General features: G+C 58.8%; 12 protein-coding genes. 3 read left to right on the top strand and 9 right to left on the bottom strand.

Translation table 11 applies throughout. The features are described 5' to 3' along the window. Nucleotides 1–13: 13 nt before the first annotated feature. From JMN36_RS05740 to JMN36_RS05705, 8 genes are all read right to left on the bottom strand, one after another. The gene (locus JMN36_RS05740; RefSeq protein ID WP_221924005.1) at nt 14–1,477 is read right to left on the bottom strand and encodes an L-serine ammonia-lyase; all 1,464 of its coding nucleotides are present in this window, start codon (nt 1,475–1,477) and stop codon (nt 14–16) included. Nucleotides 1,478–1,540: 63 nt separating this feature from the next. Then, nucleotides 1,541–1,876 carry a putative quinol monooxygenase gene (locus JMN36_RS05735; RefSeq protein WP_221924004.1) on the bottom strand — a complete coding sequence of 112 codons (336 nt, stop codon included), beginning with the start codon at nt 1,874–1,876 and terminating at the stop codon, nt 1,541–1,543. Nucleotides 1,877–1,981: 105 nt separating this feature from the next. Continuing rightward, complete coding sequence (locus tag JMN36_RS05730; RefSeq protein WP_204088185.1) at nt 1,982–4,027, bottom strand: alpha/beta hydrolase; 2,046 nt, start codon at nt 4,025–4,027, stop codon at nt 1,982–1,984. A 72-nt stretch (nt 4,028–4,099) separates the two neighbouring features. Next, nucleotides 4,100–5,920, bottom strand: a complete 1,821-nt coding sequence (locus tag JMN36_RS05725; protein ID WP_204088184.1) for an ABC-F family ATP-binding cassette domain-containing protein — start codon at nt 5,918–5,920, stop codon at nt 4,100–4,102. Between the two features lie 81 nt (nt 5,921–6,001). Further along, a complete protein-coding gene (locus JMN36_RS05720; protein ID WP_221924003.1) occupies nt 6,002–7,327 on the bottom strand; it encodes a GHMP family kinase ATP-binding protein in 1,326 nt (441 codons plus the stop codon). A 30-nt stretch (nt 7,328–7,357) separates the two neighbouring features. Beyond that, a complete protein-coding gene (gene rsmA, locus JMN36_RS05715) occupies nt 7,358–8,287 on the bottom strand; it encodes a 16S rRNA (adenine(1518)-N(6)/adenine(1519)-N(6))-dimethyltransferase RsmA (RefSeq protein ID WP_204088182.1) in 930 nt (309 codons plus the stop codon). Nucleotides 8,288–8,296: 9 nt separating this feature from the next. Next, on the bottom strand, nt 8,297–9,463 hold the full coding sequence (locus tag JMN36_RS10905; RefSeq protein ID WP_204088181.1) for a resuscitation-promoting factor: 1,167 nt from the start codon (nt 9,461–9,463) through the stop codon (nt 8,297–8,299). Between the two features lie 249 nt (nt 9,464–9,712). Further along, complete coding sequence (locus JMN36_RS05705; RefSeq protein WP_204088180.1) at nt 9,713–10,564, bottom strand: TatD family hydrolase; 852 nt, start codon at nt 10,562–10,564, stop codon at nt 9,713–9,715. 189 nt (nt 10,565–10,753) lie between these two features. On the opposite strand from JMN36_RS05705, the gene JMN36_RS05700 reads away from it, so the two are divergent. The 3 genes from JMN36_RS05700 to JMN36_RS05690 are packed head-to-tail and all read left to right on the top strand — an operon-like array spanning nt 10,754 to nt 14,325. Then, nucleotides 10,754–12,184, top strand: coding sequence for a C1 family peptidase (locus JMN36_RS05700; RefSeq protein ID WP_204088179.1), 1,431 nt, complete (start codon nt 10,754–10,756; stop codon nt 12,182–12,184). A gap of 57 nt (nt 12,185–12,241) precedes the next feature. Further along, nucleotides 12,242–13,702 carry a C1 family peptidase gene (locus JMN36_RS05695; protein WP_236881620.1) on the top strand — a complete coding sequence of 487 codons (1,461 nt, stop codon included), beginning with the start codon at nt 12,242–12,244 and terminating at the stop codon, nt 13,700–13,702. A 23-nt stretch (nt 13,703–13,725) separates the two neighbouring features. Further along, a complete protein-coding gene (locus JMN36_RS05690; protein ID WP_204582139.1) occupies nt 13,726–14,325 on the top strand; it encodes a class I SAM-dependent DNA methyltransferase in 600 nt (199 codons plus the stop codon). 24 nt (nt 14,326–14,349) lie between these two features. Here JMN36_RS05690 and JMN36_RS05685 read toward each other — a convergent pair whose 3' ends face one another. Next, nucleotides 14,350–15,372, bottom strand: a complete 1,023-nt coding sequence (locus JMN36_RS05685) for a quinone oxidoreductase family protein (protein WP_241865202.1) — start codon at nt 15,370–15,372, stop codon at nt 14,350–14,352. Nucleotides 15,373–15,427 lie beyond the last annotated feature (55 nt).

Genomic DNA, 15,427 nt, shown 5'->3' with positions numbered 1-15,427 from the left:
CGGCAGGTGAAACCTAACATTCAGGCACATTGACGGCGACGTGCAACGCAAGTCCACCGCCGGCGGTCTCCTTATAGCGATCCGACATATCCGCGCCGGTTTCCTTCATCGTGGTGATGACTTCATCCAGGCTCACCCGGTGGGTGCCGTCGCCACGCAAGGACATACGCGCCGCATTGATAGCTTTACCAGCAGAAATGGCGTTCCGTTCGATGCATGGGACCTGCACCAGCCCGCTAATCGGATCACAGGTGAGGCCTAGGGAATGTTCCATCGCGATTTCGGCGGCATTTTCCACTTGCTGGGGTGTTCCGCCCAAGACCTCGGCCAGCCCCGCAGCGGCCATCGATGCTGCTGAGCCCACTTCGCCCTGGCATCCCACTTCGGCCCCGGAAATTGAGGCCCTCTCCTTATATAAGGACCCCACTGCCGCAGCAGCTAAGAGGAACCGTCGCGCAGTATCCTGCGGGTCCTTGCGGCCGGCCGGGGTGAAGGTGAGCGCATAAAAACCGACCGCTGGAATAATCCCCGCCGCCCCATTCGTCGGGGCTGTCACAACGCGACCACCAGCAGCGTTTTCTTCGTTGACCGCGAGAGCAACCAAGTTCACCCAGTCAGTGGAAAACTCGGCAGTCTGATGCGGATCATCAATAATAAGGTCGCTGTACCACTTCTGGGCACGGCGTCGCACGCCCAGGCCACCGGGCAAAATACCCTCCTGGCTCACTCCACGTTTGGCACAGTCAGACATAGCTTGCGCGATGGCGTCAAGGTCGGCGTTGATCTGCGGATCGCTTCTCCTCGACTGCTCACACTTGCGTTGAACTTCCGCGACAGAACCTCCCAGCTGCTCGGCTTTCGCCACGAGCTCCTTACTCGAGGTGAATAACCAAGGTCCGGTCAAGGCGTCTTGGTCAGGAACTTCTTCCTTCGTTCGGATAAAGCCCCCACCAATGGAATAGAAGGTCTGCTTATAGCGCTGACCACGCACAATGGCAGAAAATGTGACCGCATTAGTATGAATGGTCCGCACAACCGTCGGCCGAAGGACGATATCTTCAAAACCGCACTGGACCTGCAGGGATTCGTCTCCCGCAAGATTAATCTTTCGTGTGTGCCGGATCTCCTCCAAGCGTGGCCCCATGAAGTCGGGGTCAACGGTCGCCGGATCTGCCCCGTCGAGTCCCAACAGGCACGCGCCTAAGGTTCCGTGCCCGGCCCCGGTCGCGGCGAGCGAGCCGTAGAGAATAACGGTGATGCTCTCCGGATCCTGAGTGACAGCGCCACCGACCAGCTCGACGTATTCATCGTCGGCAAGACCCGAATCGGCCGTGGCGGGGACGTCGTCGGCCGACGTCGTCGTTAAGCGCTCACGTAAGCTGCGTGCAAATTCGAGCCCAGCACGCATTGGTCCCACAGTGTGCGAACTCGATGGCCCCACACCAATGCGAAATAGTTCAAATGTGCTCACAGTCATATGGACGAGGATAACGCGCTACCTACGCCCCTGTAATGTCACACGTGCTGTTGAGTGAAAATATCACTCATCACCATCAATGGTGACCTCGGACATATCGTCCCAGCCGGAACGATCTTCCATGGTCGTGTTGATAATCTTCGGCCTGGACTGCAGGACTTTGTTCATCTCCTCAATGCCCTTGGCAAAGTGCTCGGACTCGGCGTGAACCTTGCCGGCCTCCGCATCCTTGTAGGCCTCGATCAGAATGTATTCGTTGGGGTCATCGGTGTTCCGGTACCACTGGAAGAACAGGCATCCCGGTTCCTGGCGGCATGCCTGGGTGAATTCATCCATTTTCTCGCGGAAGGACTCCACGAATTCTGGCTTCGGGCGGTACCTCACGTTAATAAGAATCATGGCATCCAGGGTAGCGATTCGGCTCCGGCTTCGCGGCGGGGGTGGAGGTCCCTGCAACGACGGTACTCGCGGCGGGGGTCGTCGTGCCGGCGGAGCACCCCTGCGCTAGTTGCCGTTCATCTTCTTTTGGTCGACGCCGACTTCCTTTTCAGGGCCTTGCCCTTCCATGGCCGTCGCCAATTGCTTTTTCAGACGTGGCATGTCGTCTTGGGTGAATTTCCCGTTCCCGGCAACGGCCGCCAACCCGTCGAGGAGCTGAAAGCCATAGTTGTGGCCGTGACCGTTGGGGACATTCGCGGCGACGGGGAGATCCAGCGTGACCTGCCAGAACGTGAGGATCGGCACCCATGTCATCGCTGGCGAACGATCCCCCTTGGGCGGTTCTTTCAACCAATCAGGTCGTTGGAAGAGGAGTTTCGGCGACCACCACACCACCGGATCCGATGGGTGCTGCAAATACAGTACGCGTGGACCCGGCCACAGCGGGCTATCTTCACGGGTTGCTGGTTCGTGTGACTCTTCCCAAGACCAAATTTTCTTCGGGCCGTTGGCGAAGCGCACGGTCAGCCCATCGGAATAGGTGGGCTCTACTTCCGGAGTTCCCAGGTCGCGTCGGGCTACAAATTGGCTCCACAAATTGTTGCTATTCTGCGGCCCCACCCACAGGACACCATTGACCGAGTTCACGATGTCGCGCAGGCCGGAAAAAGCACCCTCACCAGCGGAGGTTCCCAGGGATTCGCCGTAGACATAAATTCGCGGCCGATGATCTTTCGGCAGCGTATTCCACCAATCGACCACAGTGTTAATGAGGACCTTGCCGGCCTCTTTCACGCGCTCCCTGTCCGCGACGAACTGCAAACCACTGGGGAGGAACGAATACTGATCCGCAGCAATCGCGGTATTGCCATTAAACATCAATTCGATGGCCTGAGCGGCAGTCGGGTTCACCCAACCAGTTCCCGTCGTCGGGATAACAAAGAGAACCTCACGGTTGGCGGCATGTGTTCGCTCCAACTCACGGACGACGAGATTCGCGCGGGCTTGATCATCCGGCTCGTTCTTGAGCCCGCCGTAGACACGGATCGGCTCCTTTGCGGGCTGGCCGGTGAGCTCTTCCAGCTCATCTTTATGCAAGCCCAATCCCGTGAACCGCGTGCCAAATGCACCAAGCCCGTCCCAGGACGCCTCGGACTGTGGGCTGCCCGAGCGCTCCGGGACCGTCGGCTGGACCAGGTCAGAACGGATCTTGTTATTGCGCACCGAGAACACCCGTTCTGCCACGGACATCGTCGTTCCGGGGACGATTTTGTCGCCCACAAAAACCAGGACGACGACAACGACGAGCCACGCGGCGATGGTTCTCGTGGCATCTCCCCATCGCTGCGGGCCATGATCGGCCAACCACTCAACGAGGTTGATGAGCACGCGGACAACGCCCACCACAGCGGCCCACAGGCCCAGGCCTACCGGGATGACCAGCAAGAACTTTGCCGGCGTGTAGGCTTCCGCCCCCATCGTCCGGGCGATCTGGTTCTGCCACCGGACCGCAAACAGAGACATGATGATCGTCGCAACGGGGACGGCGATAAACAGCGCCACGTCAAGAGCGAAACGCCACCGGAAACGTAACGATCCGCCCATGAAAGTGGGTTTTCGTGCTTCGGCCTCTAAACGACGCATCGCTGTTTCGAGCCGACGGTCCGACCCCCACCGCCATCGGGGCAGGCGCAAGGACAGATCCTCCACCCGGGGCGCAATGAGGTCGTCGAGCCACAGATCCCAAATCCAGTGGATGACCACGCCGAGCGCGTAGGCCGTCACGGCCGACACGCCACAGACCACACCTTGGAAGAGCCATGTGCGCGGCAGGAGGGATGGGGTCATGGCCATCAAGAACGCGACTGTGCCCAGGACTACACCGACGGGGTCGGGGCGGAGCCACAGCCAGGCCAACATGAGCCGACGTCGAATCGGGGCATCGCGGTCCGAGTAGGAGTCCACCGCCGTGCTGAGGAAAACGGGGGCGTCGTCGGCACGGCGATAGAACTCCACGTCACGGTCGAAGTCTTTTCCGAAGTCGAAGGTGAGCTGCTGACCTGGCTTCGACACGTCCCGTGACGAGCGTTGTCCCTGGTTCGCCGTCGCCATCCGCTACCCTCCTGGTCTGTGCTGACCGCCGCCGGATGTCGTCCACTCCCTCAGTGAGAATCCGGGGCGAGCTTATTGTTGCTCGAGCTTTTCGCCGTACTCCATCCAGACCATTTCCAGTTCTTCCCTTTCTTCACGGGTCTGGGACAGATCTCTATCCAATTCAGTCAATTTCTCTGTGTCCGCGCCATTCGAACTGCTCGCGACATCAGCCATGTCCTGCTGGATTTTCTCTTCTCTCTTCTGAACTTTGGCGATCTTTCGTTCAAGAGAGTTCATTTCCTTAGAGATTTTATGTTTTTCAGCCGCCGAAAGGGAACCCTGCTTCCGTTGGCTCCCCGTAGCAATGGCCTCTGTTCCCGCGGCAAACCCAGTTCCCGACGCCGCATGATCGGCCATGGAACGTCGGCGATCAAGATATTCGTCGATACCCCCAGGTAGATGGGTCACGTCGCCATCGCCGAATAAGGCGAAAACGCTGTCGCAAATACGCTCAATAAGGTAGCGATCGTGCGAAATCACGATCAGCGTTCCCGGCCACCCGTCCAGCATCGACTCCAATTCCTGGAGAGTGTCGATGTCGAGATCGTTGGTGGGCTCGTCGAGAAGCAAAAGATTAGGTTCCGACATCAAAATCCGGGTGAGTTGTAGCCGACGACGCTCGCCACCCGACAAATCACGCACGGGCTGACGCTGCCGCTTGACCGGGAAACCTAGGCGCTCGGCGACTTGCGAGGCGGACATTTCTTTGTTGCCCAACACGACATACTCGGCCACCGCCTTGATCGCGTCGATGACGGTGAGATCCTCGGGAATGTCCTCGAGTTCCTGCCGCAACCAGCCCAAACGAAGCGTCTTGCCCTCGCGGCGCGTACCCGCAGCCATCGGGTAGTCGCCGGCGATCGTCCGCATCACCGTCGTTTTGCCTGAACCATTAACCCCGACGAGGCCGATGCGCTCCCCCGGCCCGATGCGCCATGTCAGGTCGTCCACCAACACGCGCCCATCAGGGGTGGCAATCGTCGCGTCCACGAGGTCCACCACGATTTTCCCCTGGCGCTGCTTGGAAAACGCCATCAGCTCCACCGTGTTGCGCGGCGCCGGGACGTCGGCGATGAGCGCTTCGGCGGCTTCCACCCGGTATCGGGGTTTCGACGTGCGGGCGGGCGCTCCGCGACGCAGCCACGCCAACTCTTTCCGCGCCAGGTTTTGGCGGCGCTGCTCGGCCGCGTCGGCTTGGCGTTGACGCTCGGCGCGGGCGAACATCCAGTCATTATATCCGCCTTCATAGGTGTCCACCGAACCGTCATGAACCTCCCACGTACGCGTCGCCACGGTGTCCAGGAACCAGCGGTCGTGGGTGACGATCACTTGAGCGCAATTCCGGTGTCGCAAATGATCGGCCAGCCACTGAACACCCTCGATATCGAGGTGGTTGGTGGGCTCGTCGAGAACTAGGACATCGACTTTTCGCACCAAGGCGGCTGCGAGCATGACCCGACGGAATTGGCCACCGGAAATGGAATCGGTCGGCTCGTCCAGCAGTTCCGACAGGTCAAGGCCGGCGATGATGGACCGTACCTCGGGGTCGGCGGCCCACTCGTAGGCGGCTTTCTCCCCCACGATGGTCTGGATGACCGAGGCTGAGGAGCTCTGTGCACGCTGGGCAACCGTAGCGATCTGGACAGAGCGCCCGTGGGTGACTCGGCCCGAATCGGGCTCGATGCTTCGAGTCAGAACACCGAGCAAGGTGGACTTTCCGCCGCCGTTGAGCCCCACGACACCGATCCTGTCGCCCTCATTCACCGCCACCGTCACGTCGTCGAGCACCGTCGTGATGCCGCGGGTCATGGTGACGGAATCCGTCGTGATGAGCGGGCGTACTGCTGCCATTAGTTCTGTGAACTCCTTACTCGTGTGGGCGTGGGACAGGCGACGCTGGTGGCGTGCGATCCGGGCAGCCACCGATGAGGGTTAGGGCGATTTTTTATCCTCATCAGAGACGAGATGCGCACCACTCTGGCTTCCCGGCCTGTGGCTGGGTGCAATTCTAGCTGTGCGGACAGCGCCACTCCCCGCCATTTCGGCCTGCACGTCGCGGGCGTGGTCCTCGTCGGCACACAGCATTGCGCAGGCTGGCCCTTGCTGAGCCACGATGGTGCCGAGCGCACCCGCCCGCGTGCCCGCTTGAATAACCCGACGGAGAGATGGGACGACACTGGTTGCTGCCGGGTACAGATCGTTGCCCATCGTCTTCGCAACGTCCATCGGGTCGCCCGACACGAGCGCGCGTTCGATGTCTTCTATATTGCCGACGCTGTACTGCGATCTCTTTCCCGACGCCATCTCCGCACGTTGTACGGCCAACCGCTCGACGACGCGGTGGCACAACCCTGCTCCGCTCTCGTCGGCGTCCTCGCCTTCGTCGTCACTGTGCTGGACGGATGGACCTCGGCGGCCGTGAGCTGACTGTTCCTCGCGGTATGGCGATGGTGGGGCCCATGGCATCGCCATCTCTGGCGACGTCACCACCGGCATCGTTATCACCCACCACAAGGGACCTCGCGCCAGAAGTGGCGTCCGCTGGGATGTGACGTCGGATCCTGGTTGCGCATCATGATCAAGGTTGATCAGGCTGGTCCCGCCCTCAAGGGCAAGTTCGATGGCGGCGTATTCGTCGGGGCACTCTTCCCGCGCAATGCGGCGCAGAACGTCACTGGACAAAGAGCCGACACTGCTGGTCTCGGTTCCCCCTGGTGCCGAGAATCCCATCGCGCGCACAATGAAGTGATAGCCAAAGAATCGGTCGGCGGCGACGATAGCTGCTGCCACGTCGGCTGCTTTACTTCCTAAGCCCGCCGACAACGGGATGCGCTTGGTCACGCTCACGTCGACTCGTGGCAGGGCCAGCGATGGCGACATCACAGAGCGGTAGGCGTCGGCGATCCGCTCAACGATCCTCCACACAACATTGTCCTGACCGGTCGGCAGCTGCCCCATCGGCACATTACCGCCGACGGAAAGATCGTGGACGACGCGGCCCGGCGTCAGTGGTGGTCTATCGACAGTTGATGCTTCTCTCAGACCACGACGGGAACCACTTTCCGCGTCCGTGACCGGCTGGATAGTGACGGAATTCTTTAAGGAAACCGACTGCGCAACTGATGTGAAACCCGACGAGTGAGCCTGGAGATACACCGACAGGACAGCCGGGGCTTGTCCCGTGACACCGTCCCAGCCGTCGATGTACTGGTCCCAGTCTGAATTGAACACAGATCTATCGCCGTTGCTGGATGTCATGGTTTCACCTCCTCAAGCACCCGTTATCGACTAGTGGGGTGTTTCTGTTCCCGCCGGCAACTGTGTCAGCGAGATAAATTCGTCGATGGACAATGTCTCCCCGCGGCGCTGCGGATCGATTCCGGCTTCCCGGAGAGCGTTCTCTGCGGCGGCCGCGTTTCCATAGTGCCCTTTCAGGGCAGCTCGCAGGGTCTTTCGACGTTGGGCGAACGCGGCATCAATGATCGGCCATAGTTGGGCTCGCGCGGCCGAATCAATTGGCCACGGCCGCGTGCCGCGAGTGAGTTTGACCAACCCAGAATCCACATTGGGTGCCGGCCAGAACACATTTTTCCCGATGGCACCCGCACGCTGAACCTGGCCATAAAAACGAGCCTTCACACTGGGAACACCGTAGACGCGGTTCCCCGGTTCGGCGGCAAGGCGGTCCGCGACCTCAGCCTGGACCATGACCAGAACGCGCGTGATCGTCGGGAAGATCTCCAGAACGTGCAGGAGAATCGGTACCGCCACGTTGTAGGGCAGGTTGGCGACGAATGCTGTCGGAGGATTCGCGCCCAAGTCCTCTACGGCTGAGCCGGTGAGTGCTAACGCATCGGAACAGATCACTCTGAGGTTTTCCGTTCGTGTCGGGGCGTACTCCGCTACGGTGCGCGGGAGCTGTTCAGCCAGCGTGGTATCGATCTCCACGGCCGTCACTTTTGAGACAACATCAAGAAGGCCAAGGGTTAAGGAGCCCAACCCCGGACCGACTTCAAGAACGTGATCGTCGGGCGACAAGTCAGCAGTAGCGACGATTCGCCGGACTGTATTGGGGTCGACGACGAAATTTTGTCCGCGCTTTTTAGTTGGAACAACCCCCACGGTCCTCGCGAGGTCTCTTATTTCTTTCGGCCCCAAAAGCTGGACGGCTGAAGAAACATGATCTGCGGTACGCGGAGGAGTGGGGGGTTGATTCACACCGTTAGGTTAGCGGATTCCGAGCTTCGACGTGCAGGCCGGCCATGCCCCCCAACCCTGGGCAGCCTGAACCTTGTTAGCGACGGCGATCTGCTGCTCGCGGGTAGCACCAGCAGCGGTAGGAGCGTATGCCCCACCACCGAATGCTTGCCAGGTCTGGTCGGTAAACTGCAGGCCGCCGGAGAAGCCGTTTCCGGTGCTGGTGTTCCACTTTCCACCAGACTCACACTGGGCGATGGAGTCCCATACCGATCCGCCAGCAACGGCGGGGGCCGATGCCGAGGAGGACTTGGTCGAGGCGACGGCTGCCTTCGTGCCACGCGAAATCACCTTTTCGGTGGCCTCAGAGAGGATCTTGGAGGCTTTCTCCCAGCGCTGAACTTCCTGGCCGTTACGGGACTTGACGGTGTAAGTCACTTCGCGCTCGCCAGCTTTACCTGGCTTAACGACGGTCTCCGAACCCTTCGGGCTGTTGGGGTCGTCAACATAGCGGACGGTCGGCTCTACAGCCTCTTTCACCGTCTGGTCTTCGGTCTTGTTGCGCTCAATGGTGATCTTGTCGCCACTGACCAGCTTCTTGCCGAGCTCTGGCGTGACTTTGTCGTCGGCACCCAGCTTGATTCCGCGGCGGTCGAGGAAGTCCTTCACCGTGACAGCGGGAACTTTCATGTCTCCGAGCTGGCCACCGTCGTCGAGGGTGATGTCCTTGAGCGGCACGACCTCGAGCTTCATACCACTTTCCGGGATCTTGGTGCTGCCCTGAGCAGACACGTAATCGTCCGGGTTGATGGTGCCGACCTGGTTAAGGAAGTCCTTCACCGTGAGGGCGGTGGACTGGATGGTCTTTTGGTCACCATCAACAGTCAGGGTGACGGGGCGAGCGGTGCGAACAGTGATCTCCTGCTTGTCCTTAACGGAGCTGTTCGCAGCGGGGGAAACGAAGTCGCCGTCTTTCAGGTCGACATCATGTGAGGCGAGAATGCTCTTGACATCCCCAGACATCGCGCTGACGTGGGAGGTTTCGCCGTTAACGTTCAGGATGAGGTTCTTCTGAGCGTTAACTGCAACAGCGCCACCGACAACCAAGGTGGCCAGCATGCCGCCGGTAGCGACACGCACTGGCGTGGAGGAGGTGTGGTTAATGCGGTGGATGCGAGATTTCTTCTGAGTGCTCACGTCTTTCTCTCCGGCTCAGAATGGTGGAGCCTGCCCAAAGTCACGATCTGATAACAACTTCGACAGAGTAGCAACTAGATGGGGGTGAAGCAACGGATCCGTAACCAAAAGTTGCCATCACTCGTGACACTTTCGTAACATTTGGCGGATTTTGTGGCTATGAGCTGGTCATATGCTGAACTTAGCCTTGGAACCAACATCCTCGATTTGTGATGGAGGACACAGAAAATCAGGCTCGATCACCCGAAATTAGTCCTCCGAGCTCGAGCGCTGCACCCCGAAAATCCTTGCCGCGGTCTGGCCTGTGTGGAGGGCAAACTCCTCAGGCGTCTCCCCTCTTACCTCAGCCAACCGACGGGCCGTGTAGCCGACATAGGCCGATTCGTTCTTCGCACCGCGGAATGGTTCCGGAGTCATATAAGGCGCGTCGGTCTCAACCGTGATCTGCCCCACGGGGGCGCGGCGGGCAGCTTCGCGAAGTTCGTCGTTACGTTTAAATGTCGAGTTCCCCGCGAAGGACAAAATGTATCCCCGGGCTAGCGCTTCCTCCGCGACGTCCAGTGGGGACGAGAAGCAGTGCAACATCACCGTAAGGTCATCGCTGTAATCGGCGAGAATGGCCAGCAAGTCCTCGTCGCCCTCACGATTGTGGATCATGAGCGGTTTATTAACCCGGCGCGCCAGGTCCGCGTGCCACCGCAGGGCCTCGCGCTGGGTGTCTTTGCCCGCACACTCGTCGAGCTTGCCCAACCAGTAATAATCCAGCCCGGTCTCCCCGACCGCCACACAGCGAGGATCCTGAGCCATTTCTTCAATGCGGGCACGCACATCGTCGGTCAGCTCACCAGCACGCGTCGGGTGGATGGCGCACGCTGCGACAACATCAGGATGGAGATGCGCAGCCTCGAGAGCTTTCTCAGCTTCGTCCAATCCGTCGCCGACAGTGCACACCCATTCCACGCCACTGCCGGCAGCTCGGGTCATCAGCTCCGAAATGCCGGCTGCATCATGGGCTCCGGTGGCCCATAAATGGGTATGAGCGTCCACAAGGTGTGGCAGGAATTCGGGGGGTTTCGGTTCAGGGCGACGCTTCTTGCTCATACCTTTAGGCTAACTAATCCAGTGGGCTGGACGTGAACAGTTGTGTCACCGTCCCCTACTATGTTCACACATCACACACAATGTCCGAGCACACCGTGTTCGTGGCCCATCTGTAACCCATGTGTGAAACGCTATGTCGAGCCACATTGCTGAACTGTATTGCTGAACCGCATTGCTAAGGAGACAAGCATGACCGAATCTTCGTCTACCTCACCATTGACTGCGCTGTCAGATACACGCCTATCTGAGCTTCGTGCCAATATTGCCGACGACACCACTCACCGCGTCGCAATGAACGCCGTGACCACCACCGATGTCGATCATGTTGCCCTGAACCGGGACGCCGTCGTCGCATTAGACGAATCGTCAGAAATAAAGCTCGATTCCTTAAAGGTCACCGATCAGAAACAATCTGGTCGGTGCTGGATGTTTGCGGCGTTAAATGTTTTCCGCCACGATATCGCGCGCTCCCTTAATCTTGAAGATTTTGAATTCTCGGAGTCTTATCTTCAATTTTTCGACAAGTTCGAAAAAGCCAATTACTTCCTTCGCTCCGTCGCAGGACTGTATGACGGTTCCATAACATCAGCGGATAGCCCGTCGCATACCGGCTCAGCACAAGAATTACGCGATCGCGCTATCGATACATTATTTACTTTCACCGTGAGCGACGGCGGCCAGTGGAGTTACGTCGTTAATTTGGTGAAGAAATATGGTGTTGTTCCCAAATATGTCATGCCGGAAACGCAATCGAGTTCCTCGACCTCTCACATGGATCGGGCATTAAACACCATTGTGCGCAAAGCCGCCCTTCAGCTGAGGGACGCGCTCGACACCGAGCGTGACACTCACACTGAGGGCTTTGACCCGAATGGCATCATTGCCTCCGCACTTCGCGACGTCCACCGTGTTCTATCCATTCACCTCGGTGTTCCTCCCACCGAATTCGTCTGGCAGTATCGCGACAAAGACAACACCTTCCACCGCGGCGGCACCTACACACCGCAACAATTCGCGCAGGAATTCTTGCCCGATGACCTGGACAATTACGTCAACATTGCGCACGATCCGCGCGCGGACGTGCCCGTCGGACACCGGTACACAACCCAGTTCCAAAACGACATGTGGGGCACGGAGGACTTCACCTATCTCAACGTGGATCTGGACACCATGAAGTCGCTGGCCATTGAGCGCCTCCGCAAAGATAAGCCGGTGTTTTTCTCTTGCGACGTCAACCGCCAGTTCCGTGCGGACCTCGGAGTGTGGGACGCCGATCTGATCCAGCTGGACCAGCTCTACGGCATCACCACCGAAACGACGAAGGCGGACCGCATGCTGACCGCCGAGTCCCGGTTGACTCACGCGATGGTCTTCACCGGCGTTGATTTCGACACCGACTCCGACACTCCCCGTCGGTGGCGTGTGGAAAACTCGTGGGGAACCAAGCACCATAAGGAGCACAAAGAAATCGCTGGTAAAGGCTACGGAACGATGGCCGACTCCTGGTTCAATGACAGCGTATTCCACATCGTGGTTCATCGCGACGAACTGCCTGACGAGCTTCGCGCACACCTCGACGACGAACCCACTGTCCTTCCTCTGTGGGATTCCATGGTCTAACCCACTGCACATCACGCAGGACTCCCGCACCAACCGCCAACTACGACAAGGACACCTATGACTTCCTCTGACAACCACACCACCCCGGCACCGCAGTATTCCTCGCGCAACACCGGCGTTCTGGCACCTCAAGCCGTCGCAAGTCTCTCTGAGGCAGTGATCGCCGACTCGTCAGCCCAGATCGCGATGAACGCGGTCACCACAATCGACGTCGATAAAGTCGCTCTGAACCGCCAGCGCGTCATATCCCTCGACCATTCCGTGTCGCATAAAACGGATACGTGGGCCGTCGCTAATCAAAAGAAATCTGGCCGGTGCTGGATTTTCTCGGGACTTAATTCCATGCGTGGCAACGTCATGTCAGAAACTGGGATTAAAGACTTCGAGCTTTCTCAAAACTATGTTTCTTTTTATGACAAGCTAGAGAAAGCCAATTATTTCCTCACCGCCATGCGCGAATTAGCCGATCGCCCTATCGAGGATCGGACTATTCAGCATCTTTTGCAGGCACCCATTGACGACGGGGGCCAATGGAATATGTTTGTCGCTTTGATCAACAAATATGGTGTTGTTCCGCAATATGCAATGCCGGAAACGCAATCGAGTTCTAATACGCGGCATATGAACCGCGACTTGGCGTCGGTTCTGCGCGCTGGGGCGACGCACATCCGCAATGCCGTCGCAGAGGACAACGAGCACAACACCGATAGCGACGCGGTCAAGGCCATTCATGAGGAGACCATGACCAGCATTTACCGCATTCTCACCATCCACCTCGGTGTGCCGCCCGAGAAATTTGTGTGGCAATACCGCACGAAGGACAACGAGTTCGTGCGGAAGGGCACGATGACGCCACAGGAGTTCGCCGCGACCTACCTCCCCGACGATCTCGACGATTATGTTTGTGTCGTCAACGATCCGCGCTCAACTAGCCCGTACGGTGACACATTTACCGTCGAATACCTGGGCAATGTTGTCGGCGCGAAGCCGGTCACCTACCTCAATGCGCCTATCGAGGTGCTGAAGAAAGCTGCTGTGGGTGCGCTGGTTGATGGCAACCCTGTGTGGTTTGGGTGCGACACGCTGGCACAATCGAACGCTGACCAGGGGTATTGGTCGCTCGATCTTTATGATTACGACGACCTCTACGGTGTGGATCTCTCGATGTCCAAGGAAGACCGGCTGTTGTCTGGCGATTCCATGATGACCCACGCCATGGTGTTCACCGGGGTTGACCTTGTCGACGATTCCAACGACGACTTCGACCCGACCTCTGTCACTTCGTCCGACGATCTGCCGGAGACCGTTCACCCCCGCAGGTGGCGCGTCGAAAATTCGTGGGGCCCGGATAAGGCCGACAAGGGCTTCTGGACGATGGATGATTCCTGGTTCTCCGAGAACGTGTACGAAATCGCGGTGCCGAAAGCGCGTCTGCCCAAGGAATACCAGGATGCATTGAGCAAGGAACCCCATGTCCTCCCTGCGTGGGATCCTATGGGCGCACTAGCTCGCGGATAATTGCCAAGGCTATTCTGAGTGTCATGCCTACGTGGAATGACATTCTTGCTGCCAACCCTGACCACTCCCATCGCTATGCGAAGCGGTGGGATGTTTTCGTTGCTCAAGGGAGGGATATCGACGGTGAGGCACGCCTCATTGACGCGTTGGCCCAGCGCGGCTCACGGATGCTCGACGCCGGCGCGGGCACTGGAAGAGTAGGAGCATACCTGCTCAAGAAAGGGCACTCCGTCACGGGCGTGGATGTCGACCCCTACTTGGTGTCGGTGGCACAGAACCGCCTGCCCGACGGCGAGTGGCATGTTGCAGATTTAGGCGACGACTCACCCGACCCCCAGGATTTTCCCGAGGGGCCATTCGACATTATTTATTCTGCCGGGAACGTGTTCCCATTCATCGCCCCTGACCACCGTGCAACAGCAGTCGCAAACCTATCGAGCCGACTTACCAACAACGGCCGCATGATCCTTGGCTTCGCCCTCGACCGGGGATACACTGCCCCACAATTCCTTGCCGACGCCCAGTCCGCCGGCCTAGCACCACAACATATGTTTTCATCGTGGAATGCTGATCCCTTCGACGAGAACAGCACCTTCCTTGTTGCCGTGCTGACGCGGGGGTGACTCGGCCTGATCGACGACGCTGATCTAAGGAATAAGCACCAACGATCCCGTTGTCTTCCGCGCCTGCAGCTGCTCATGAGCCTTGCGTGCCTCAGAGAGCGGGAACGTCCCTCCAATTCGGAACGTCACTGACCCATTGGCCACCATTCCAACAACCGCTTGAACTCGCGATTGCAGTTCACCCGGGCGCGAGGTCCAATCCTTAATGCTCGGCCGGGTCAGGAAAACCGAACCCGCCTCATTCAACAGCTGAGGGTCGATCGGCGGTACTGGCCCCGAGGCCGCACCAAACAAAACCATCGTGCCCGTCGGCCGTAGCGAATGAATTGATGTATCAAATGTCGTCTTCCCTACGCCGTCATACACGACATCCGCACCGCGTCCATCCGTCAACTCACGGATTTTCTCCGGCGAGTAGTCGTCATAATTAATGGTGTAGTCGGCGCCATTATCCCGGGAGAGCTGCGCTTTTTCCTCGGTAGAGGTGATGCTGATGACAGTGGCTCCCCGCGCTTTAGCCATCTGGGTGAGCAGCAAACCGACGCCCCCGGAACCCGCTGTAATGACGCATGTGTCGCCCTCACCCAGCGAATAGCATCCGTCAGACAGGTAATGAGCAGTAATCCCCTGTGTCATTAACGACGCGGCCGTCGGATCATTGATAGTGTCCTCAATAGCCACTGCTGCCGACGCGGGAACCGCCGCGTACTCCGCATACGAGCAGTTCGTGTTGTAGAAAGCAACGCGATCTCCCACGGATAATTCACCCGAGGAGGAAGCGTCGCCGTTATCCTCCCCCTTTGCGACGATGCGCCCAACACCCTCGACACCTGGTGTGTAGGGCAAGTCTGCGGGATAAATTCCCTCCCGAAAATAGGTGTCAATGTAGTTGACACCGGCTGCATCAATCTTCACCAGAACCTCGCCGGGGGCGGGCTGAGGAACGGGGACGTCGTCTTTATATTCCAATGCGCCCGCGCCTCCCGTGTGAGACACCCGAATCGCGTGCATGGTGTTAGGGATAGTTACTGTCTGAGAAGAGCTCATGAACCCCACCATAGGTGATGACGGCGCGTCCAGCAGGGAGAGAATCCCCGGCTAC

The organism is Corynebacterium pseudokroppenstedtii (genome assembly GCF_019754945.1).
GTDB classification, from domain to species: domain Bacteria; phylum Actinomycetota; class Actinomycetes; order Mycobacteriales; family Mycobacteriaceae; genus Corynebacterium; species Corynebacterium pseudokroppenstedtii.
This window is presented reverse-complemented; position numbering and strand designations above follow the sequence as displayed.